This is a genomic window from Paenibacillus sp. J31R34 (assembly GCF_059383715.1).
In genome coordinates this window covers 69,868-93,584 of record NZ_JBXENU010000009.1, presented here as the reverse complement: position 1 = coordinate 93,584, position 23,717 = coordinate 69,868, and the positions used below count along the sequence as shown (strand labels likewise).

The following is a 23,717-nucleotide window of genomic DNA, read 5'->3' as shown; positions in this document are numbered from 1 at the left end:
GTTAAAGAAACGGTGTATTTACCAGAAGACTACTAGAAGTTATTTGATAAGGAGCGTAAAATGGAGCCATTCCTGTAATGAATGAAGTAGGGGGAGGTATTTTTATGGAAATAGATAAAGCGACTATCATTTATCCATTGCCGATTGACGAGTTGTTTGAGAGAAAAGAAAAGTTCTGGCGAGTAAAACTTCCAAAGGATTTTGTCGAATTTTTGAAAGAAAATAATGGAGGGAGAACGCTAGAAGGAGCTTTTGAATGTAATGGACGTGAATATGCAATAGATCGCTTTCTATGTTTACTTCAAACACCCAGAGAAAATAGATTAGGTATGTATGATATAGATGTCACACTAACACAGCTTGAAGATAGATTAACTGACAATGAAGAGTTAATTGGTGCAGATATTTTACCAATTGTTGTTTTGTTTGCAGGCGATTTTGTTTGTTTGGATTTTAGGAAGGATAGAGAAAATCCTAGTGTCTGTGTTTGGAACCATGAAGAGTCAGGTGATTTAGCACCGGTAACATACTTTGTAGCAGATACATTTAGTGAGTTTATTTCAAAACTATAATTGAAATCTGTAAAAAATTTCTCATTTTAATAAAAGTTCTAGAATGGCTTCATAGATTCGTTCCATTTCAAGAGATTTTTAAACCAGTGGTAGGAAAGAGGAATGGGAAAAACGTATTTAGGTTCTTCGTCGTAAAGCGATTTGTAAACAAAGGAGCAATTCTTATGCATGAGCTAACAGCAGCAGAGTTTTATATTGTAAATCCAATGCTTGAAAAGGTGAGAAATAAAGCGGTCTATGCTTTATCGGTCATCCAGCAGCTGCAAACAGGTAAGGTGCTAGTGAACGATAGAAACAATGCCACAGCTGCTCTAATAACGAGTGCCGGTGGCTTCTACTGCTTGTTAGGAGCTGCAAACGATGCTCGTTTTAACGAAGGTGTTATCGAGTTCCTAAACAATAAAAATAGCCATCCTATTCATTTCTATGCTCTAGCTTTATTTTCAACGGACTGGGAGCAACTGCTGGCTAAACATCATTTTATCCATGCGACCAAAATTAAACGAGCCTATTTCCATTTTAACAAGGAAAAATTTCTTCAAGCTTATCGCGATTATCCACTTGTGCTCGACCCGGAATTCAACGAAGAGGGATTGAATCCAGAAATAGCAAACCAATATAGAGAGGACTTTTACCCGTATTATAAATTAGTTTGGGATACGGCCCAACAATTTATCGATAATGGTGTCGGTCATTTTGTGACCAAAGACGATAAGATTATCAGTGTTTGTTCTTCTCCCTATGTTGGAGGTGGCTACGCTGAAATTGACATCATAACAGTAGAAAAATACAAAAGAAAAGGCCTGGCAACGTTGGTTGGTGTCCGTTTCATTAATGAGTGCCTGAATCAAGGACTGACACCAAATTGGTGCTGTCATTCAAATAACGTAGAGTCTTTAAGCGTGGCGCATAAGCTTTGTTTTGAGCAAATAGACGAGCATCCTATGTATTGGTACAACGGTTAGTGAATACGCCACTAGTATAAGGCGAAGGTCAGCGCTTGCTGACCGCCGCAGGTTCTTCCCACCCTTTATTCCCGAATGGTCACGCGGGTATTAATCGGAACCAAATGGGCGAGTGTCACAACATCGTCATTGTACATGCGGATGCAGCCATGCGACACCATGCGTCCGATAGATGCAGGATCATTGTTGCCATGAATGCCGTAATGCGGCTTGGACAATCCCATCCAGAAAGCGCCGAACGGCCCGCCGGGATTGGCTTGTTTATTTATAATCGTAAATTCGCCGAGTGGCGATTGTGTCAGCATTTTGCCGATGCCAACAGGATAGGCGTTTACGACCGTATTGCCATCAAGCAAATACAGCCTGCGGTCAGAAAGATCAACGATAATGCGGTATGAAGGCATGAAAGGTTTCCCTCCTCTGCTTCTATCCTATGTAAGAGTGGAGTAGAGGGCGTTAGGCATTTCTCCTCTATAAGCCGTTTGTTGTTACAGTAAAAATGACGCATCAAACTATGGTTAGTTTGTGCGTCATTTTATAGTTCATTTGATACCTAGCATTAAGCATTATCAGCCATTGAATGGAGCTTTCATGTAGCGTCTAGTGCTCAGCCGCCTCGTGATCGTTAGACAGCTTCAGCACATCAAACAGCTTGAACAGCAGGCTTAGCAAAATCGCTACGACTGTCGCAAGCGCCATACCGGAGATGGCGAAATCGCCTAGCTTGATGGTGACGCCGCTGAGTCCAGTTACCATGACAACTGTCGTCAGAAACAGATTAGTCGGCTTGCTGTAATCGACCTTCGATTCGACAAGCATCCGGAAGCCGGATGCGGCAATAACGCCGAACAGAAGCAGGGAGACGCCGCCCATAACTGGAGTCGGAATGCCTGAAATGAGCGCCGAGAATTTTCCTGAAAAAGAGAGCACAATGGCGATGACGGCAGCGCCGCCAATGACAAAGGTCGAATAAACCTTCGTGATTGCGAGTACGCCGATGTTTTCACCGTAGGTTGTATTCGGCGTGGAGCCGACAAAGCCGGAAATCATCGTGGAAATCCCGTTGCCCAGCATGGAGCGGCTCAGCCCTGGGTCCTTCGACAAATCCTTTTCCACGATATTGCTCGTTACGACCAGATGGCCGATATGCTCAGCAATAACGACGAGCGCAGCCGGAGCGATGGCAAGAATAGCGGCCCACTGGAAGATGGGCAGCGTAAACTCAGGAGACTGCAGCCAGCCGCTCTTCCCCACACCAGAAAAATCGGTCATACCCATACAATAGGCAATGACATATCCAGACACAATCCCGATTAGAATCGGAATGATTTTCATAAACCCGCGGAACAGCACGGAGCCGAACACGGTTATGCCCAGCGTAATCGTTGATAAGGCAACCGTAGCACCGTCCATTTTCCAGTTCGCTGGGTCCGGGTATTTATCCGGCATAATCCAGCCAGCCATTTTCGCTGCAACCGGAATGAGCTCCAGCCCGATAATCGCTACAATCGCGCCCATCGCCGCAGGAGGGAAAACGACGTTTATCCAGCCCGTTCCCGCATAATGAATAATCAAGGCGACAAGTGTGAAAATAACGCCTGCGGCGATAAAACCGCCCAGTGCCGCAGCGTAATTGCCGGGCTCTCCGGCGGCGTGCTCGCCAATAACGGCTCCCGCAGGAGCGATAAAAGCAAAGCTTGAACCGAGATAGGCGGGAATTTTGCCTTTGCAAATCCATAAATAAAGCAAGGTGCCGATTCCGTTCATCAGCAGGCAGACAGCCGGATCGACGCCAAGCAAATTCGGGACGAGTACGGTGGAGCCGAACATGGCGAATAGATGCTGCAAGCTCAGCATCAGGCTCTGCCCTAGCGGTGGGCGATCCATAATTCCAATTGTATGACGTTTTTCCATAAACCATTGATCCTCCCCAGTGTTCTATGTCTATAATCCTTGTCGATTCTACCGAGTTCGGTGAAGGTTGGCAAGCTTTTTTTAAAATTATAGAGAAAGTATGATTTTTCCATCCTTCCTCTATATTTCTCGGAATGAAACGCGCCACGCCGCCAAAGGACGGCGATAGCCGTTTCACCTTGAGCGGAGCAAAAAAAGAGACCGGAGCCGTCCCCAGAACGGACTCCAGCCTGATGCCGTTAGCTATACGAGCCTTGCAGCGTGTTGGTTTTCAAGGCAGTGCAAACCATCCTTACAGTATTATCGTCATTTATGGCGTGTGATGTCCCATATACTGGTACGTGCCTTTTGGATAAAACGACCATTGGCTCGTATCGTACAAGCTTTTGCCGATTTCCCCCGATTTGCGGACCATTGTGCCACCGCTTGGGAAAAGGGTGCTTGTTAAAGCTCCGTTTGAGCTGATATCGCCAACCACATCAACGACAACGCCATCTTTCTTAAGAGCGATGCCGCTCACGATAAATCCCCATTCTGGAGCAAGTTTTTCTTCAAGATTGTAATAGACAGCATTGGTTACATCAAAAAAGTCGTACCACGCCGTGTCTATTATAACGGTGACTCCGTTCGGAGTGAATTGAGAAAGAGCCAGCTCTTTCTCGTAATATTGTCCATTGGTAGAGTTGCGCCCGTAAACAAACAAGCTATAGCCTGTAAGGTTGTTGCTATAAATTTCTACGGCTGCCCGGTTTTCATCCTGAAGTAAAAATTCAGAAATATAAACGGGCGACGTTGTGAATGGCGGAGCGTCAGCAACCGTCGTAAACGTCCACTGCGTCTTTGAATTCATGCCCGTCGATGCCAGACCATTGCTGTCTTTAAAGCTTCCGGCAGCAAACTTTACATAATAGGCGGTCGCGCCTGAGAGCCCGGCAACTTGGACATTTGCCGTATTGCCGTTAAACGTCACCTTGGATGAATCATCAAGGGCGACACTAGCAGCAATGGAATCATCTGATGCTTTATACACGGTAAGCGTTTGGCCTGCTGCCGCTGTAACGGGCCGATTAAACGTAAGGGAGAGCGGTGAATTTTTATTCACACCCGTCGTCTGGTTGGCAGGGGACAGGCTTGTAATCTCCAGCTCATCCGTTGCTGCAATCAGCATGGCAGGAGTTGTAAGCGTACGTCCGCTGGTCAAAGCGCTCGCCTTGGCCGTAATGCTGAAGTTTGTAATATCCGTATCGAAGTCGGTGCCGTCGTAATCAACCGAGAGCCAAATTTCATTGGAGGATGAATGCATAACAGACAGTATAGACATGCCTTGTGGAGCGTGATTGAGCTCGAAGTCGCTAATGTCTGCTGCTGAATTGAAGGTATCCTGATCTAATGTAACGTTGAAAATAGCCCCGCCGGAAGCTCGCAGCTGATCCTCCGTCAAATCCTCAAGATCGACAGCCGTTAACGTCCGCGAATCTGCGGTCAGGAACGTCCAGGCTGCATCACCGCTGATGCCCGCAAACGGATTGCCATGCGCATCTGTAAATGCGCCTTCCTCAACTTCTACATAATAAGCCGTTATGCTTGTTAGTACAGAAAGTTGTGATTCGGGATGGAGAATCGCTTTACCGCCTTGAATCGTAACCTGCAGTGAATCGGACACGTTGTAGGTTTGCACAACCGTATCGTCTGCTGCCTGACGAATCGTAATTTTTTTACCTGTGACCGGAACGATGTTCTCGTTAAACGACAGGGAAAGCTCGGCTGACAAAGCATAACTAAGCTCCTGATTTGCAGGAGAGGTCTGCACGAGCAGCGGAGCGGCGATATCGGCAGTTGTAAAGCTCCATGCCGAGGAATCGCTGATGCCTTCAAATGCATTGTCCGCTTGATCGATGAATGCGCCAGCGTCAATCGTGACGAAATAGCTCGTCTCACTGCCTAGATCAGCATGCTTAATCGAAATATTTTTGCCATCTATGATGATATGACTGGTATCAGCTGCATCGTAGGACAGAACATCAAGCGGGTTTGCCGTATTTGTAATATAAATCTTCTTGCCAGAAACAGCTGTAACAGGCTTATTCATTGTCAGTTCCAAATCGGCAGTGGCACTAATTTCGCCCGCTGAATGAGCTGGAACTTGGTTCTGAATATAGGGTGCAGACGTATCTGGCACCACCGTGCTGGAGGTCAGCGTGATGGCTTGACCATGTGTTGTGCCTGTCGCTGCAATTGGTTTAGCCTCGACAAACAAATAAAGGCCGACATCCTCAGGCGCGACGAGGTAGGAGGCCGAGGTTGCGCCAGCAATGGCCGTGTGGTCCGAGCCATCAGCCTGCGAGCCGCGGTACCATTGGAAGCTGGATGTGGCTTCGGCGTCATTTTCGGCATCAAAATAATCATATTGCACCGTCATCATTTCGCCCGCCTTCAGTAAACCATTGAGCGAAGCGCCATACAGCACAGGAGCATCGTTGATGGAGCTAAGCGTGACAATGTAAGTGGAGCTGTTTGTAGAAATGCCTTTGCCCGCATAGCTGCTCATTAGCTTGGTCGCATCAGCAGCGGTTACAACGCCGTCACGATTAATATCAAGCAGGTTCATTTCTTCCGGCGTCAGTACAGTGCCGCTGTTTACCACCTTCATGATGTACAGGGCGTCAGCGGCTGTGATAACACCGTCGCCAGTTGTGTCCCCGATACGGGTTACCGTCAGTTCAAACTGCTCCGTAAGCTTCTCAAGGCTAGCGGTATGTGCTTCCAGCGTAATCGTAGTTCTTCCCGCAGATAAAATTTCTAATTCAGTGTAAAGCTGATAAGCATTTGCTGTAGCAACAGCGGAATTGCTGGAGGAGGCTGTTAGCTGTGAAAGACCAGCAATGCCAGAGAACAGCACACTTGCATCCAAGGCAATATGGGAACCGCTGTGCTCGATAGCGGCGCCAAATGCCACATTGGAATCGGAGGAAGGCTTAATCCAACTAATGTCCCTATTAACGATTGGGGTGAAAAAGTTGGAACTAGCTGGAGTTGCATTTGCTGCATTGGGCAGCGGCAGTGCGGTTCCCAGCATAGTTGCACACAAAATAAGCGCAGGCCCCTTGCTGCGGGAAAAAGTAGTCATTTTACGCCAATAGTTATTCATTCGCATAGGTCTCCTTGTAAGCCGATTGATGAGATGATGCTTTTATTGTAGAACAAGCGGTTGAACGAATTCTGAATCTTTTGTCGAATATCATCGGTGGAAAAAGGCTGCAAAATTCTAGAGACAGAATTTTGCAGCCTGATTAAAACCATACAGATTAAGCTTAGCCGTTAATCAGTCCAGCTTTGACAAGCAGGCGTTTTACGATAGCAGCCGTTTCCGCCCGGGTCACATTGGAATCCGGGTTCAGGGAACCGTCAGCGCCCTGGACAATGCCGTTTTTCAAAGCGCTGGCAACAGCGGCTTTCGCATATCCCGATACCGATGCACTGTCACCGTAAGCAGCCAGCAGGCTGTCGATTTCAGCAGTATCGCTGACGGTTGCCAAGGCTGTAAGTGCAAGAGCACGATTCAAAATAATCATCGCTTCTTCACGGGTAATCAAACCGTTTGGACGGAAGGTGCCATCCGAATAGCCGCTGATCAGCTTGTTTGATACCGCGAGCTTCACTTCATTTTCATACCAGCTGCCTGCCTTTACATCGGAGAAGGAAACCGAAGTGGTGCTGGAAGCCTTGTGAATACCAAGCGCGCGAAGCAAAGTTGCTGTAAACTCAGCGCGTGTAATGGAAGCATTCGGTGCGAACTCCGTGCTCGATACGCCCTTCATGATCAGACGGGAGCCGAGATCGTTGACGTCATTTTTGCTCCAGTGATTTTCAACATCCTTGAATGAAGCAGGGGCATAAACGACCGCATAGCTGCTGTTCGTCAAGCTGTTGATATTGGCAAAATACGTGCTGCCTGTCACGGAAATATAGGTCGGTACATGGTGCAGTGTACCATCTTCACCAAATACAACGCCTGTTGTAATCGCTTTGCCTTCAGAGCCAGCAGGCAGAGCAATCGTACGCTCTACATAATGATTAAATTGGCTAACGACTACACTTTTCCCGTTGTAATTTGCGGTAACTTCAAAATCTACCGGAGAACCAACAACGTTCAAGCCTTGCTTGGAAGCTTGAGCTTGGATAGCGCTTGCTGCTGCACTGTCCGTTGTTTTCACGGTAATCGTGATTTTAATATCCGACAAGGCAACCGAAGCTCCAACCTGTGCGGAAATGCTGTCAATGTTGATGTCGATGGCCGGCAGCGTGTAGGTAGCGGTTGGCGTTTGGATTTTAACAGCTGCGCCGCGGCTTTCCAGCTCTTTCACCAGTTGGCCGTTAAGCTCGCCAGTTACAATAGCAGCAGTTGTATCTTGAACCGGAAGTACCAGCTCCTTAATGCCGGTAGTACTGATTTGCTTGATTACTTTATCGTTGTCAACCTCAAGCAGGACGGATTTGCGTCCATTTTGCTCAGAGGTTTTGGAGGTTGCGAATTGCGGCTGTTCCTTGCCATCAATGTAGACAATGACAGGTGTTGATATTGCTGTTGGAGCCGGTGTGCTTGCAGCAGGAGTCGGAGTCGGTGTTGTGGAGCCGCCGCCCGACGAGCCAGAACCTGAACCCGAGTTGGCTTTGGAAATGACAATCTCTCCACCATCAACGGTAGACGGGATCGTATACGATGAGCTGCGGTAGACCGCCCATTTCTCATCGTCTGAAGTATCTACAGTCAAATGATACGTTCCAGTCGTTTCGCTGCTTAGCGATTTAACTTCAATAGCGAACAGTTGGATCGGATCATGAATGCGCGCATTTCCGCCCGTGGAATCTATCCAGATAACGCGAGCCCAGCCGGCTGTGTTGTCAAAATTAGACTGGAAATAGCCTGTATCCGACGGAGCGCCGTCTTCGGGAGCAACTACTCCATGTGTAGGCGTGATGCTGACGATGCTTAAGATGGAAGGATCAAAGTCGATTTGCATATTGTAAGCGCCGACGCCGTCTCCTGGATCTGTGAGCATGACAGGCACGGTTGCCGATTGTCCGGCAGTTACATTGGTATTCGTAATCGTAATCTTAGCAGGGGCGTCTGATGCAGCATGTGCGGCAGTTGGTAAAAGAACGGCTGGCAACACGAGCAGGCAGCTCAGCATGAGCAGCAGAAGGCGTCTTGCAGGAGCTTGCTTCAATAATGTTTGCATAATAACCTCCATGATAGTAAGGGTAGATGTGTGGTGCTTGGGTATTTTGACGTTGGGTAGTTTTTAAAAGATTAACCTACGTATTGGGTAGTGAAGACCCATTCAGCAAATGCAGTGCCTGCAAAATCAACGCCATCCATATCTTCAAAGGCGCCGTCATCAATGATAATGCTGAATTGTGTATCGGATGGTAGGAACATGGTTAAACCGCTAATGGTAACCGTATTTCCGCTAATGATAACGTGAGCCGGATAGTCGGCTGGAAAGCTCAGCACTTCACTGTTAGTTGAGGTATCAATAAATTTGATCTCTTTACCAGCAACGGCGGAAATGTCTCTATCAAATGTAAAAACAATATCGTCATTTTGATTGACATTGACGCTTCCGTTTACAGGGGTGCGGCTTACAATGAAAGGAGCAGCGCTTGCTACGGCAGCATTTGACTTCAAGAGGACAGCCTGGCCCGTCAGCAGATCACCAGATGCGGCAACAGGCGTAACCTCTGCGAACACATAATAATTGACATCGGCTTGCTGGAGGATATAGGTATTCGCCGTTTCACCGATGATTTCCGCACGGTCGGAGCCGTCAGCCAGCGTGCCGCGGAACCATTTAATGCGGGTATTGCCCTCGGCATCATTTTCGGCGTCAAAATAGCTGTATTGTGCAGTAGCGGTCTGGCCAGACACCCATGAGTTGACACTTAAGGAAGTGTTGTACACAGCAGGAGCATCGTCAATGGAGCTTAACGTAACGATATATTTTTCAGTTGAGTCAATGGAGGTTTTGCCGGTATACAGATTCATCAGTGCTGTTACATCTGCCATGGAGACGCTGCCGTCACGGTCGATATCGTACAGATTGGCGTCGCCCGGGGACAGGACGGTATTCCGGTCTATCTCTCTTGCGATTAGGAACGCATCCGCTGCTGTAACCATGCTGTCCTTGTTCGTATCCGCAAAGCGGTCGACCGTAACGCGGAAATGCTCGGTCAGTTTTTCATTTCCAGCTGTAACGCCTTCAATTCTGATTTCAGTCGTTCCAGCAGCTAAAATTTCAACGTCTATATAAGGCAGCTGCCCATTAACCGATGCGACATTTGTATTGCTGGACCAAGCAGTTAACGTAGTGATGATGGCTCCCTGAGGGAACAGCTTCCTCGTATCCAGCATAATGGAGGAGTCGTACGTAATAATCTCCGATCCCAAGCTAGGGACAGGACTGTAATTAGAAGTAGGCTTGACCCACTGTATATCGTTATTTACAACAGGTAGGAAGTAGTTCAATGGACCAGATGCTGCATGCGCCAGAGTTGATAATGACAAGCTTGTTCCTAGTACAGCGGTGCACAACAATAGCGAGGGACCTTTGCTGCGTGAAAACCCAGCCATTTTACGCAAAGAATGCTTCATTTGTCGTAAGTCTCCTTTATTCCGAGTAGTTTGTCTAATTCCAGTAGCTGAGTTTGAAAAGCTGCAAGATTCCAAGCTCAGAATCTTACAGCTTTATAACAAGCTTGCTAGTAGCTTAGCCGTTAATCAGGCCAGCTTTGACGAGCAGGCGCTTCACAATAGCAGCCGTTTGTGCTCGGGTCACATTGGAATTCGGGTTCAGTGAACCGTCAGCACCTTGCACAATGCCGTTTTTCAAAGCGCTGGCAGCAGCGGCTTTCGCATAGCCCGATACCGATGCACTGTCTCCGTAAGCAGCCAGCAGGCTATCGATTTCAGCAGTATCGCTGACGGTTGGCAAAGCTGTAAGCGCAAGAGCACGGTTTAAAATAATCATCGCTTCTTCACGGGTAATCAAACCGTTTGGACGGAAGGTGCCGTCCGAATAGCCGCTGATCAGCTTGTTTGATACCGCGAGCTTCACTTCATTTTCGTACCAGCTGCCTGCCTTTACATCGGAGAAGGAAACCGAAGTGGTGCTGGAAGCCTTGTGAATACCAAGCGCGCGAAGCAAAGTTGCTGTAAACTCAGCGCGTGTAATGGAAGCATTCGGTGCGAACTCCGTGCTCGATACGCCCTTCATGATCAGACGGGAGCCGAGATCGTTGACGTCATTTTTGCTCCAGTGATTTTCAACATCCTTGAACGAAGCAGGGGCATAGACGACCGCATAGCTGCTGTTCGTCAGGCTGTTGATGTTTGCAAAATACGTGCTGCCCGTTACGGAAATATAGGTTGGCACATGACGCAGCGTACCATCTTCGCCAAGCACGACGCCCGTTGTCATCTTCGAGCCGTCTGCGCCGGCAGGCAGAGCGATCGATCGTTCTACATAATGATTAAATTGGCCAATGCTGATGTTTTGTCCATTGTACTGCGCAATGACTTCAAAGTTTAGCGGAGCGCCAACGACGCTTACGCCTTGCTTGGACGCTTGGCTTTGTACAGAATTGATGGTTGCATTGTCTGCTGCGGTAATAGTAATGATGATTTTAATATCGGACAGCTTTACCTTGGTACCGACCTGTGCGGAAATCGCATCAATGTTGATGTCGCTCGCAGGCAAGGTGTAGCTAGCCGCTGGCGTCTCGATTTTAACAGTTGCGCCGCGTTTCTCCAGCTCCTTCACCAGCTGACCGTTCAAGCCGCCAGTTACGACAGCAGCTGTGCTGTCTTGAATCGGGAGTACAAGCTCTTTAATGCCAGCTGTGTCGATTTGCTTAATGACCTTATCATTGTCTACATCCAGCTGAACCGTTTTGCGGCCATTTTGAACGGATGTTTGAGCCGTTGCGAACTGCGGCTGCTCTTTGCCGTCGATGTATACAATAACCGGAGTTGTTGTAGTTGTCGGAGCTGGTGTAGTTGTAACAGGAGTTGTGGTGGAACCGCCGCCTGACGAGCCTGAACCTGAACCAGATCCTGAGTTGGCCTTCGAAATGACGATTTCTCCGCCATCAACTGTAGAAGGCGTCGTATGCGATGGGCTGCGGTAGAACGCCCATTTCTCAGCGTTCGTCGTATCTACAGTCAGGTGATACGTTCCTGCCGTTTCGCTGCTGAGCGATTTAACCTCAATAGCGAACAGTTGGACAGGATCGTTAATGCGCGAGTCTCCGCCCGTAGAGTCTATCCAGATGGCGCGTGCCCAGCCCGCCGTATTGTCAAAGTTGGACTGAAAATAGCCTGTAGCTGATGGAGCGCCGTTTTCTGGCGCCACTTCACCATGTGTAGGTGTAATGCTGACGATGCTCAGTACGGAAGGATCGAAGTCGATTTGCATATTGTAAGCGCCGACGCCGTCTCCTGGATCAGTGAGCATGACGGGCACGGTTGCTGATTGTCCGGCTGTCACATTGGTATTCGTAATCGTAACCTTAGTAGGGGCGTCTGATGCAGCATGTGCGGCAGAAGGGACGAGAAAAGCTGGCAATACGAGCAGGCAGCTCAACATGAGCAGCAGAAGGCGTCTTGCGGGAGCTTGCTTCATTGATATTTGCATAATAACCTCCATGGAAGTAAGAGTAGATGGATGAAGCTTGATTATTTGTTAAGTTCGCAAGCTGTTGCAGTATTAGCTCGGGAAGTCGGTAGTAAATTCCCATTCTCCTTGATCGAAGCCTGCATAATAATTACCGTTTGCATCTTTAAAGGCACCATGATCAATGAGAAGGACAAAGTGCGTACCGTATGACAGTTTTCCAGCTAGGTGTTTAATCGTAACGGTTTTCCCAACAACCTCAATATTGTAATCATCATCGGCAAGATAGTCTAATACAATGCTGTCTATTCCAGAATGAAAAAAACGAATGTGTTTACCAGGAACAGCCGTAACCTCTCTATCAAAAGTGAAGACAATATCAGCATTTCTATCGACATTTACACTGTAATTTTCGGGTGTAAGGCTAACAATGATAGGAGTAGCACTCAATACGATAGAATCGGGCTTCAATAGGACCGTTTCGCCCGTCAGCAGATCGCCGGATTCGGCAACTGGCGTCACTTCTGCGAATACATAATAATTTAGATCGGTTTGCTGAAGAGTATAGCTGTTCGATGTTGCGCCTATGATTTCCGTACGGCCCGAGCCATCTGCTTGCAGGCCGCGGAACCATTTAAAGCGGCTATTGCCTTCGAAGTCATTTTCAGGATCAAAATAACTGTATTGCGTAGTCACCGTTTGGCCTGGTGCCCATGTATCAGCGCTTAAGGAGCCGTTATATATAACTGGAGCATCGTCAATGGCGCTTAAGGTGACAACATATTTTTTAGTCGAGTTAAGGACAGTTTTGCCGGTGTAGATGTTCATTAGGGCGGAAGCATCCGCTGCCGTTACGGATCTGTCGCGGTCGATATCATATAAATTGAAGTCTCCGTTAGTAAGGGTGGAATTTCTGCTTAGCTCGCGAACGATGTGAAAGGCATCCGCTGACGTAATAGAGCCGTCTTTATTCGTATCGGCGAAGAGGTCTACCGTCACGCGAAAGTGTTCGGTCAGCTTTTCATTTTCAGAGGTAACGCCTTCAACCCTGATTTCAGTCGTTCCCGGGCCGAATATTTCCATCTCAAAGTTGGGCAAATAAGCGTTCGCAGACGCGACGCTCGTATCGCTAGAAGTAGCAGTTAACATCGTTATGACGGTTGATGGGGGGAAGAGCTTCTGTGAATCCAATGAGAAGTAGCTGCCATAAACGTCAATGGTTGATCCCATTCCCGCATTCGCATTGGAATCATTTTTAACCCAGTGCAGATCATTGTTTACTACAGGAAGAAAGTAGTTCGAAGGTTCTGGAATTGCATATGCCGGAGCAGATAGTGACAAGGTGGTTCCCAATACTGCAGCACAAACAAAAAGAGAGGGGCCCTTTTTCAGGGATAATGCGGTCATTTTGCGCCAATAATTGTTCATTTGTCCGGGTCTCCTTGTTACGAATAGTAGGATGCTTAGCTTCATTTTACTTTTTAGGGCTGAACCGATTCTGAACGGAAGTGTCTAATTGGGGTAAATGAAGTCGAAAAACGTCGAATAATGATGAAATTAAAAAGGAGAATGCAAAAAACCGTCAGATTCTGCAAACAGAATTTGACGGTTTAAAATATCTTTTCTTCATTATAGGTTAATATCGAGTAGCACCGGACAATGATCGCTTCCCATAATAGCGGAATCAATGGCCGCATCCTTCAGCAGCGGAGCTAGTCGCTCTGAGATCAGAAAATAGTCAATCCGCCAGCCGACGTTCCGCTCGCGAACCTTCGGCATGTAGGACCACCATGTATAGGCATCGGTACGGTCTGGGTAGAGGTGGCGAAAGCTGTCGACAAAACCGGCGGCCAGCAGCTCGGTCATTTTGCCGCGTTCTTCCGGGGTGAAGCCCGAATTGCCGTGGTTAGCTTTGGCGTTTTTGAGATCGATTTCCTGATGGGCGACGTTGAGATCGCCGCACACAATGACGGGCTTCACCGCATCAAGCTGCTGCAAATAAATACGGAAGCGATCCTCCCATTCAAGTCGATAATCCAGCCGCAGCAAATCGCGCTTGGCATTAGGCGTGTATACATTAACTAAATAGAAGCCCTCAAATTCCAACGTCAAAATGCGGCCTTCCGGCTCTTCATTTTCTTCAATGCCATAGCGGACGGAAAGCGGTGGTACTTTCGTAAACACTGCCGTACCGGAATAGCCCTTCTTCACGGCATAGTTCCAGTAATCTGAATACGACTCGCCAAGCTCCAGCGAAATTTGCCCCTCCTGAAGCTTCGTCTCCTGCAGACAGAAAATATCCGCATCCATCTCGGTAAAATAATCATTAAATCCTTTATTCACACAGGCTCTCAGCCCGTTAACATTCCATGAAACCAGCTTCAATGCGGAACCTCTCCTCTGTTGGCATTTATATAAAAACAGCTAAAAGCATTGCTTCTACTAGACGGGCAGCAGGATGAAAACCTTGCCATCGGCATTCAAAATCTGGCTTCCATTGCTAAGCGTGGCATAGGGAGGCTCCCAGTGTGAGTGCCCGCAAAATACGAGCGTCTCTGGCAGCTGTTCAAGCGCAGCGCGAATGGCGCTGTTCCCCTCAAGTCCAAGTGCCGGCTCATCCGGTCCCTGATGCAAAAGCAAAGCGTGGGGCTGCTTCATAATAAGCTTGCGAAGCCACTTCACATAATCGTGCTGAGACATGCGATTAGGCTTGTCTGCCCGTCCGATAATGCCGCCTAGACCGGCAAGGCGGAGTCCTAATATTTCGGTCAAAGCTGGCAGGTCCATGAAATGCATGCAATCGCTAGCGGCGAGCATATTCATATGCGCAGACTCCATTATATCATGGTTGCCGGGTACACCTGCGACCCAGCCGAATGTTTCGCCGAAAGCGAGCCAGACTTGAAGGGGATTGCCGCTGCTGCCCCTTTTGCTGGCATCCCCATATAAATCGCCGCATAACAGAGCGACCGTACGCTGTAGGGAAAGATGGGGAAATTCAATCGCCATTAATAGCGCTAAATATTCGGGGAGCAGCTCGCCAAGCTGTACCTCACAACCATCATCGATGGCAACGCCCTGCAAATCGGAGGTGACAATTAGGGCATCTACACGCTCGGGCAATCCGGATACAAAGCCCTGATAGACGGGCAGCAGAGCAGGGGAGGTTCCACCGCCAGCCGCCGCTGTTTGATAGGGGAAGCTTTCAAGAGGCTCGGGAAGTATTCGCTCGATTTTCATAACAGCCGATGTAGCCCCCTTTGCAACTGGAAATGATTCATGCTTTCGCTATTTATATCATGATTGCGAGTAGTGGGCAACTCAGGAGATTTGATCATGTTTACTAGGGTGCGTTATGATAGGGGAGGTAAATACAAGCAAAAAAGGAGACGGTATGGACAATTTCGTATTATGGCTGAAGTATTTGATTCTCGGTATTATTCAGGGCTTTACGGAGCCGATCCCCGTATCATCAAGCGGACATTTAATTATTGCCCAGCAACTGCTAGGCGTAGATCAGCGAGGACTGGCATTTGAGATTTTAACGAACACGGCATCGCTGATTGCGATTGGCTACATTTTTCGCCAGGATATTAATCGGCTGATCGTTAACACCATCAAATATATGAGAACACGGGACAAGGCCTACAAAAGCGACTTTCTGTTCGCTATGTATGTCGTCATTGGAACAGTGCCAGCCGTCATTATCGGGCTGCTGTTCAAGGATCAAATCGAATCATATTTCTCCTCCGTGCGCACGGTGGCGATATCGCTGCTCATAACGGGTGTGGCACTTTGGCTAATCCGCAATTTGCAAGGACGCAAGCGGGATGGCGACCTGACGGTCAAGGACGCTTTAATTGTAGGTTTGGCACAGGCAGTAGCGCTCATTCCGGGTATTAGCCGCTCCGGTTCTACCGTCATTACGTCCATTGCGGTCGGCATGAAGCAGGAGACGGCGCTGCGGTTTTCTTTTATGCTATACATACCAATTAGCTTGGGCGGACTGGTGCTGGGCGTATCGGACATCGCGAATGATCCCAACCGGGCCTCGCTGATGATTCCTTATCTCATAGCCTTCATCGCTACTTTAATCGTGACCTACTATTCTATGCGCTGGTTCATGAACATTATGGCGCGTGGCAATTTGAAATATTTCTCCTATTATTGCTTTGTCGCGGGCATTCTGCTGCTCATTTTCCTCTAGAACGATTGCTGGAGGAGAGAGCGCACAGGTCCGGGGAAAAAAGGGTTTGAGAGGCTGGTATCCGAATAGGGATGCCAGCTTTTTTTGTAATTATAAGCATTTAAAAGTTCCACACTTATAATCGACTATATTTCTCGGACTGAAACGCGCCACGCCGCCAGAGGACGGCGATAGCTGTTTCACCTTGAAATATAGGAAAGTATAGCATTGCGCACTCCTTTCTCTATATTTCTCGGACTGAAACGCGCCGCGCCGCCAAAGGACGGCGATAGCCGTTTCACCTTGAAATATAGGAAAGTATAGCATTGCGCACTCCTTTCTCTATATTTCTCGGACTGAAACGCGCCACGCCGCCAGAGGACGGCGATAGCTGTTTCACCGTGGCTGCGCCACCTGTGTTGGGCGTTTATGCATGCCTGCGAATAAAAAAAAGGGGATGGCGAAGCATGATTTTGTTGCTTTCAACAGAATTTACAACTTTTTCCTGTATGCTCGGAGCAGAAAACCGTTATTTCTTTATGAAAAACTCACAATATCTAAATTCAGGAAGAATTATAATTAAAAAATATATTGAATTTATTACTTAATTAATTTATAGCTATGAATATTTATTTGAGGTTTTAAATAAATATTACTCCTTCATATATGTTAATACTTGACTAACATTATCTCTTAAATCGAACTAGATGTTAAAAAAAGAGAGAAAGATAAATAAAAAGTATTGTAACTCTATTCTTAATGATATAAAATGTGACATAGATTGAGGCTCATGATGCCATCTTCGAACAGCAAGATTCGCCTGAAAATGCCGAGCCAAGCGCTTCATTATTTTCAGAATTATCAATTTAATTGACGCTCGAAATTATAATTCGTTAGGGTGATTAAATATGAGTGAGGAATTGCTGAGAATGGAGCATTTAACGACGTCCTTTCGTATAGCTGACCGCTACTATGCGGCAGTGGATGACGTTTCGCTAGCCGTCAGGAAAAATGAAATTTTAGCGATTGTCGGCGAATCCGGCTCGGGGAAAAGCGCATTGGCCTTTTCGATTATGGGGCTCCACACGCGGGCGAAAATCGAAGGGCATATTTATTATAAGGGGCAGGATTTGGCTCATCTGCCGCCAAGCAAATTAAACAAGCTGCGCGGCAAGGAAATGGGCATGATTTTTCAGGACCCGCTGTCGGCGCTTAATCCGCTCATGATTATTGGCAGCCAAATTGAGGAGGCTTTGCTGCTGCATAACGACAAGCTGACGGCGGAGCAGCGCAAGGTGAAGGTGCTGGAGCTGCTCGATAAGGTAGGCATTCCGCGCCCTGAGCATACGTATCAGCAATATCCGCATGAGCTGTCCGGCGGCATGAGGCAGCGCGTCGTCATTGCGATTGCGATTGCCAATGAGCCGGAGCTGCTCATTGCCGATGAGCCGACGACGGCGCTTGATGTAACGATCCAGCTGCAAATTTTGGAGCTGATCCGCAAGCTGAAGAGCGATATCGGAGCCGGCATCATCCTCATCACCCACGACCTCGGCGTTGTGGCGGAAATGGCGGATCGCGTAGCGGTGATGTACGCAGGGCAGATTGTGGAAATCGCCGATATTTATACGCTCATTTCGAATGCGCAGCATCCTTATACAAAGTCGCTGCTCAGCTCGATTCCGGCGGCCAGTGCCGAGAAGTCTCGGCTGCATGTCATTCAGGGCATCGTGCCCTCCTTGCAGAAGCTGCCCCGCGAGGGCTGTCGCTTCCGCTCCCGCATTCCGTGGATACAGGAAGCGGCGCATGAGGCGGAGCCTGCGATGCACGAAGTAAGTCCCGGTCATTTCGTCCGCTGCACCTGCTATCGGACTTTTTATTTTCCTAAAGTGGACGGAAAGGGGGCTGACTATGGCGCTTCTTGATATTAAGGATTTAAAGGTGCATTTTCCGATTCGCGGCGGTTTATTCGGCAGAGCGGTTGGCGAGGTCAAGGCGGTTGACGGCGTAAGCTTGTCGATTGAGCAGGGCAGCACCTACGGACTTGTTGGCGAGTCCGGCTCGGGCAAGACGACGACGGGGCGGGCGATCATCGGCCTGAATGCGATTACGTCCGGCAGCGTCGTGTTTGAAGGGAAAGACTTGAACGAAGGCGGCAGGCGAAGCTTGCTGAATGCCCGCCGCGATGTTCAAATGATTTTTCAAGATCCGTATTCCTCGCTTAATCCGAAGAAGCGCGTCATCGACATCGTGGCGGAGCCGCTGCGCAACTTCGAGCGGATGTCACCGCAGGAAGAGAAGCGGCGCGTGCGAGAGCTGCTGGAGCAGGTAGGCTTAAGCGCAGAGACGATCTATAAATATCCGCATGAGTTTTCCGGCGGCCAGCGGCAGCGGATCGGCATCGCTAGGGCGATTGCTTTGAAGCCGAAGCTGATTATCGCCGATGAGCCCGTATCGGCGCTGGACGTATCCGTACAGGCGCAGGTGCTTAATTTTATGCAGGACATCCAGAAGGAATTAAACCTCACGTACTTGTTTATCAGCCATGACCTTGGCATTATCCGGCATATGTGCGATCACATCGGTATTATGTACAAGGGCAGACATGTTGAGCAAGGCACAACCTCAGATATTTTTCATAACCCTCAACATATTTACACCAAGAGGCTCCTTGCAGCCATCCCTGATATCGACCCTACACAGCGAGAGAAGCAACGACAGTTTAGAGCAGCGGTAAAAGCCGAATATGATCAAGCCTACAGAGACTATTTTGACGAAGAGGGCCTGGCCTATTCACTAAGGCCCATCTCAAGCACGCATCTAGTAGCTCTGCCTGGGAAAGGTGGATAGCGATGTGGAAAACGATTGCTCGCCGTATATTCATTATGATTCCGCAATTATTTTTACTTAGCATTCTCGTCTTTTTGCTCGCTAAAGCGATGCCCGGCGATGCGCTCACAGGCCTTGTTGATCCGAGTCTGGACCCAGCGGCGCTTGAAGCGCAGCGCGAGCGGCTTGGTCTGAACGATCCGTGGCATGTGCAGTACTGGAACTGGATGATCCATGCGCTCCAGGGCGACTTTGGACAATCGTTCCGCTTCAAAATGCCCGTGTCCGAGCTCATTAGCCAGCGCATTTTTAATACGATCTGGCTGTCGGTCGCGACGCTGATATTGACTTACTTAATCGCGATTCCGCTCGGCATTACGAGTGGCCGCTACAACGATACTTGGGCGGACCGCATGATTACGGGCTATACCTACTTGGGCTTTGCTGCACCGCTGTTTATTTTTGGCTTGGTTATGCTGTGGCTGTTCGGCTTTCACTTTGACTGGTTCCCAACAGGCGGCAGCGTCAAGCCGGGGACAGAGCCTGGCACGGCTGCGTATGTATTTAGCAAAATCTATCATTTGCTGCTCCCCGCTTTGTCGATGGCGCTGATTACGACCGTGACGACGGTACAGCTGCTGCGCAGCGAAATTATTGATACGAAGCAGCGTGATTTTATTTTGACCGCAAGGGCTAAGGGGGCTTCAGAGTCCCGCGTCTATAACCGTCATATACTGCGCAACTCGCTGCTGCCGATTGCCGCTTTTTTCGGCTATGAGATTACGGGCCTGATTGGCGGCACCGTATTTATTGAGAGCATCTTCAGTTACCCTGGCATGGGACAGCTGTTTCTAAGCTCCATCTCCTTGCGGGATTTCAGTGTCGTGACGGCGCTGGTGCTGCTGTATGGGCTCGCATCGATTTTGGGAGCTTTAATTTCGGATATGATTTTGAGCATTGTCGATCCTCGGATTCGGATTAAATAAGCGCGCAGGGAGGCTTAAACTATGAGCAAGCTTGCAACCGCCGAGGCGGACCGAAGCCCCTCCGGCTGGAAAATCATCTGGCGGGAAATTGTCCGCGACAAGGTGGCGTTTGCTTCCTTTCTTTTTCTAGGACTCATCATCATCTTTGTATATGGCATTTCGCTTGTGCTGGATCAGAAGCAGATCGTGACCGTGGATTTGTTCTCGCTGTACAAGCCGCCTTCCGCCGAGTTTTGGCTGGGGACGGACTATGGCGGTCGCGACGTATTCGGGCAGTTGATCATCGGTACGCGAAACTCCTTGTCCATCGGGATTATTGTGACGCTGATGACCGGGATTATCGGCATTCTGATTGGGATGCTGTCGGGTTATTTTGGCGGCAGCGTAGACAATGTGTTTATGCGCTTCGTCGATTTCTTTATGATTTTGCCGACGCTCATGATCGTTATTGCGTTCGTAACCGCCGTGCCCAAATACAGCATTATTTCATTTTCGCTCATTATGACGGCATTCCTGTGGATGGGCATTGCCCGGCTGATTCGGTCGAAGGCGCTGCAGGAGCGCGAGCTGGATTACATTCAGGCGTCCAGAACGCTAGGCTCCTCTCACTTGAAAATCATGTTTACACAGCTGCTGCCGAATCTCAGCTCCATTATTATTGTGACCATGACGCTGAATCTGGCAGCGAACATCGGCCTTGAATCCGGCCTTTCCTTTCTTGGCTTTGGCTTTCCTGAAAGTACGCCGAGCCTCGGTACCTTAGTCAGCTATGCGAGAAACCCGCAAACCCTGGAGAGCAGATGGTGGATCTGGTTACCCGCGTCAGTGCTGATTTTGGTATTGATGTTGAGTATAAATAATGTTGGTCAAGCGCTGAAGCGCGCGACGGACGCAAGACAAAGAAAAGGCTAATAAAAGGAGGAGATGGTGTAATGAGAAAGGGTATAGGGACAAGGTATGTAGTCGTTTCGCTGATGCTTGTGCTCGCGCTAATGCTGGGGGCATGTACATCAAATGGCGGAAGCGGGGCGGCCGAGAGCGCAAGTCCTGGGGCGAGTGCTGAGCCTACGGCTAGCGCAAATGCAGAGCCAGCTGAAGATGATGGTCTTTATTCGATTGAGGATTTTAACAAGGTGAAAATTAATGAAGGTACGGCGCTGAAGGGCGGCTCCGTGACTTACGGCTTGGTGTCCGATACGCCATTTGAAGGAACGCTGAACTTCAATTTCTATTCGGGCAACCCGGATGCGATGGTCCTCCAATGGTTTGACGAGGGACTATTGACTTGGGATGCGAACTACGTCTATACGAACGATGGGGCAGCTACCTATGAGGTTGCTGAGGATGGTCGCACGTTTACCTTTACCATTCGCGACAATGTGAACTGGCAGGACGGCAAGCCTGTAACGGCTGAGGATTGGCTGTTCGCGCATGAGATAATCGGTCACAAGGACTATGACGGTCCGCGCTACGATTCCAATTTTACGAATATTGAAGGCATGCAGGAATACCATGACGGCAAAGCCAAAACGATTTCTGGCATTAAGGTGCTTGGAGACAAGCAGCTGCAAATTACGTATATTCAGTCTACTCCGTCTCTACTGACGGGCGGCGTTTGGATATATCCGCTGGCTAAGCATATTTTTGGCGAGATGGAGGTAGCGAAAATGTCCGCTTCCAAGGAAGTGCGCGAGAAGCCGATCGGCTTCGGACCTTTTAAAGTGAAATCAATTGTACCAGGCGAGTCGGTCGTGTTCGAGAAAAATGCCGATTACTGGCGCGGCGAGCCTGCGCTGGATGAGGTTGTGCTGAAGGTCATCAACCCGACGACGGTTGTGCAGCAGCTTGAGAGCGGCGGCGTTGATCTCGTCGATTCGTTCCCGGTTGACCAATATCCGGACAATGCGGGCATGTCGAACGTCGAGTTCCTTGGCATGATTGACCGCGCGTATACGTATATCGGCTTTAAGCTTGGTACATGGGATAAAGAAGCAAAAGCTGTTAAGCCGAATGACAAGGCGAAAATGGGCGATGTGAATTTGCGCAAGGCGATGTGGCAGGCGGTGGACAATGATGCTGTCGGCAAAAAGTTCTATCACGGCCTGCGCTGGAATGCAACGACGCTGATCCCGCCGTCCCACCCAGAGTTCCATGATTCTACGAACAAAGGTGTAACCTACGATCCGGAAGCGGCGAAAAAGCTGCTGGATGACGCAGGCTACAAATTGAACGGTGAATTCCGCACCAATCCAGATGGCAGCGAGCTGGTCATCAACTTTATTTCGATGACGGGCGGAGATATTGCTGAGCCACTGGCCCGTTATTATGTGCAATCATGGGCGGCAATCGGTCTCAAGGTTAACCTGGAAATGGTCGAGTTCAACTCCTTCTATGACCGTGTGGGCAACAATGGCGATGACGATCCTACGGTTGATGTTTATCAAGCAGCATGGTCTGTTGGCATCGATGTAGATCCAGCTGGTCTATATGGCAAAGATGCGATTTATAACTTCCCGCGTTTTGAGACGGAGGAGAATAGCAGGCTGCTTGCCGAGGGTGTCTCGGAGAAAGCCTTTGATGTAGCGGTCCGCCAAGGCATTTATAAAGAATGGCAGCAATACATGGTCGATCAGGTGCCGGTATTCCCGACGCTGTACCGCTCTGAGCTTGCCCCTGTCAACAAGCGGATTATGAACTATGCGATCGGCGATGGCACAGGCATTTATTTGTATCAGCTGGCTGTTTCGCAGGATAAACCGTTTGTGGCAACGAAATAGCGTATAATAGAGCTTAGAGTAGCAAAAAAGATAACAGGCGGGGCTTAAGTCCACCTGTTGACGAGGGCTGTTCACTAGGGCGGAGGATTCCGCCTTGGGGAGCAGCCCGCTTGTGCGTTTGGCAGCGGGGAGGACGCGGCAGCGCTCTTTTCAAACGGGGGCGGGAATGCTACAATCTCTGAAACTGAAGCTTTGAAAATAAAGAAAGGCAGGTAACGAATATGAGCAATCGACCTTCTATTAATGACTTTAACCCTTTTTATCAAACATACATTGAAAAGGTGCCGGAAGGCAGCATTAAGGATGTGCTGCTTGAGGCCTACGATACGACAAGCGAGCTGCTCGCAAGCATTCCAGAGGAGCGCGGCGACTATAAATACGCAGAAGGCAAATGGAGCATTAAGGAAGTCCTTGGCCATATTAATGATACCGAGCGCGTCATGAGCTATCGCCTGCTGCGGGTTTCGCGGGGCGATTCGACGCCGCTGCCTGGTTTTGAGCAGGAGGTATTTGTAGCGGGCGCGAGGTTTAATGAGTTTGCGATTGCGGAGCTGACTGAGGAATATCGGACGATCAGGCAATCGACGCTTAAGCTGCTTAGCAAGCTTTCCGATGAGGAGCTGGCACGGCGCGGTAACGCAAGCAATTCCGAGGTAACGGCACTGGCTCTCGCCTACATTATCGCTGGTCACGAGCTGCACCATTTGAACGTATTGAAAGAACGATATTTAATTGACTAAATGATATTAAGTTGAACGAAAGCATGAGATGGAGCAAAGGAGTAACGGAGAGAAAGGTTGGAACTGGAGAGAGCTA

The 23,717-nt window shown here is 48.8% G+C and carries 18 protein-coding genes; 9 read left to right on the top strand and 9 right to left on the bottom strand.

All coding sequences use genetic code 11. The features are described from left to right. Nucleotides 1–77: 77 nt before the first annotated feature. Entirely contained in the window at nucleotides 78–572 is a 495-nt protein-coding gene (locus AC50YG_RS23100) for an SMI1/KNR4 family protein (RefSeq protein ID WP_494830003.1), read from the top strand. 164 nt (nucleotides 573–736) lie between these two features. Next, a complete protein-coding gene (locus AC50YG_RS23095) occupies nucleotides 737–1,537 on the top strand; it encodes a GNAT family N-acetyltransferase (protein ID WP_494830001.1) in 801 nt (266 codons plus the stop codon). A 65-nt stretch (nucleotides 1,538–1,602) separates the two neighbouring features. On the opposite strand, the gene AC50YG_RS23090 is transcribed toward AC50YG_RS23095, so the two are convergent. From AC50YG_RS23090 to AC50YG_RS23050, 9 genes are all read right to left on the bottom strand, one after another. Continuing rightward, complete coding sequence (locus tag AC50YG_RS23090; RefSeq protein ID WP_341279618.1) at nucleotides 1,603–1,941, bottom strand: L,D-transpeptidase; 339 nt, start codon at nucleotides 1,939–1,941, stop codon at nucleotides 1,603–1,605. Between the two features lie 196 nt (nucleotides 1,942–2,137). Continuing rightward, complete coding sequence (uraA, locus tag AC50YG_RS23085) at nucleotides 2,138–3,451, bottom strand: uracil permease (RefSeq protein ID WP_494829999.1); 1,314 nt, start codon at nucleotides 3,449–3,451, stop codon at nucleotides 2,138–2,140. A 310-nt stretch (nucleotides 3,452–3,761) separates the two neighbouring features. Beyond that, nucleotides 3,762–6,599, bottom strand: a complete 2,838-nt coding sequence (locus AC50YG_RS23080) for an Ig-like domain-containing protein (RefSeq protein WP_494829997.1) — start codon at nucleotides 6,597–6,599, stop codon at nucleotides 3,762–3,764. Nucleotides 6,600–6,762: 163 nt separating this feature from the next. Further along, nucleotides 6,763–8,691: an S-layer homology domain-containing protein gene (locus AC50YG_RS23075; RefSeq protein ID WP_494829995.1), complete on the bottom strand. Its 1,929-nt coding sequence runs from the start codon at nucleotides 8,689–8,691 to the stop codon at nucleotides 6,763–6,765. Nucleotides 8,692–8,762: 71 nt separating this feature from the next. Continuing rightward, entirely contained in the window at nucleotides 8,763–10,103 is a 1,341-nt protein-coding gene (locus AC50YG_RS23070; protein WP_494829993.1) for an Ig-like domain-containing protein, read from the bottom strand. A gap of 115 nt (nucleotides 10,104–10,218) precedes the next feature. After that, nucleotides 10,219–12,144, bottom strand: coding sequence for an S-layer homology domain-containing protein (locus AC50YG_RS23065; protein WP_494829991.1), 1,926 nt, complete (start codon nucleotides 12,142–12,144; stop codon nucleotides 10,219–10,221). 72 nt (nucleotides 12,145–12,216) lie between these two features. Then, the gene (locus tag AC50YG_RS23060; RefSeq protein WP_494829989.1) at nucleotides 12,217–13,551 is read right to left on the bottom strand and encodes an Ig-like domain-containing protein; all 1,335 of its coding nucleotides are present in this window, start codon (nucleotides 13,549–13,551) and stop codon (nucleotides 12,217–12,219) included. A 201-nt stretch (nucleotides 13,552–13,752) separates the two neighbouring features. Beyond that, nucleotides 13,753–14,508 (bottom strand): exodeoxyribonuclease III, encoded by a 756-nt coding sequence (locus tag AC50YG_RS23055; RefSeq protein ID WP_494829987.1) that lies wholly within the window; start codon nucleotides 14,506–14,508, stop codon nucleotides 13,753–13,755. 57 nt (nucleotides 14,509–14,565) lie between these two features. Further along, on the bottom strand, nucleotides 14,566–15,363 hold the full coding sequence (locus tag AC50YG_RS23050; protein ID WP_494829985.1) for a metallophosphoesterase: 798 nt from the start codon (nucleotides 15,361–15,363) through the stop codon (nucleotides 14,566–14,568). Between the two features lie 154 nt (nucleotides 15,364–15,517). Between AC50YG_RS23050 and AC50YG_RS23045 the strand changes: the two genes are divergently transcribed. The 7 genes from AC50YG_RS23045 (at nucleotide 15,518) to AC50YG_RS23015 (ending at nucleotide 23,641) form a co-directional block, all read left to right on the top strand. Beyond that, nucleotides 15,518–16,330 (top strand): undecaprenyl-diphosphate phosphatase, encoded by an 813-nt coding sequence (locus tag AC50YG_RS23045; protein ID WP_494829983.1) that lies wholly within the window; start codon nucleotides 15,518–15,520, stop codon nucleotides 16,328–16,330. An 887-nt stretch (nucleotides 16,331–17,217) separates the two neighbouring features. Further along, nucleotides 17,218–18,234 (top strand): ABC transporter ATP-binding protein, encoded by a 1,017-nt coding sequence (locus tag AC50YG_RS23040; RefSeq protein ID WP_494829981.1) that lies wholly within the window; start codon nucleotides 17,218–17,220, stop codon nucleotides 18,232–18,234. Further along, the gene (locus AC50YG_RS23035) at nucleotides 18,221–19,159 is read left to right on the top strand and encodes an ABC transporter ATP-binding protein (RefSeq protein ID WP_473756235.1); all 939 of its coding nucleotides are present in this window, start codon (nucleotides 18,221–18,223) and stop codon (nucleotides 19,157–19,159) included. Before AC50YG_RS23040 ends, AC50YG_RS23035 begins: the two co-directional genes overlap by 14 nt. 2 nt (nucleotides 19,160–19,161) lie before the next feature. Continuing rightward, the gene (opp4B, locus tag AC50YG_RS23030) at nucleotides 19,162–20,124 is read left to right on the top strand and encodes an oligopeptide ABC transporter permease (protein ID WP_494829979.1); all 963 of its coding nucleotides are present in this window, start codon (nucleotides 19,162–19,164) and stop codon (nucleotides 20,122–20,124) included. 21 nt (nucleotides 20,125–20,145) lie between these two features. Continuing rightward, nucleotides 20,146–21,036, top strand: coding sequence for an ABC transporter permease (locus tag AC50YG_RS23025; RefSeq protein WP_341279607.1), 891 nt, complete (start codon nucleotides 20,146–20,148; stop codon nucleotides 21,034–21,036). Between the two features lie 20 nt (nucleotides 21,037–21,056). After that, the gene (locus AC50YG_RS23020; protein WP_494829976.1) at nucleotides 21,057–22,901 is read left to right on the top strand and encodes an oligopeptide ABC transporter substrate-binding protein; all 1,845 of its coding nucleotides are present in this window, start codon (nucleotides 21,057–21,059) and stop codon (nucleotides 22,899–22,901) included. Nucleotides 22,902–23,122: 221 nt separating this feature from the next. Then, nucleotides 23,123–23,641: a DinB family protein gene (locus tag AC50YG_RS23015; RefSeq protein WP_494829974.1), complete on the top strand. Its 519-nt coding sequence runs from the start codon at nucleotides 23,123–23,125 to the stop codon at nucleotides 23,639–23,641. Nucleotides 23,642–23,717: the final 76 nt, after the last annotated feature.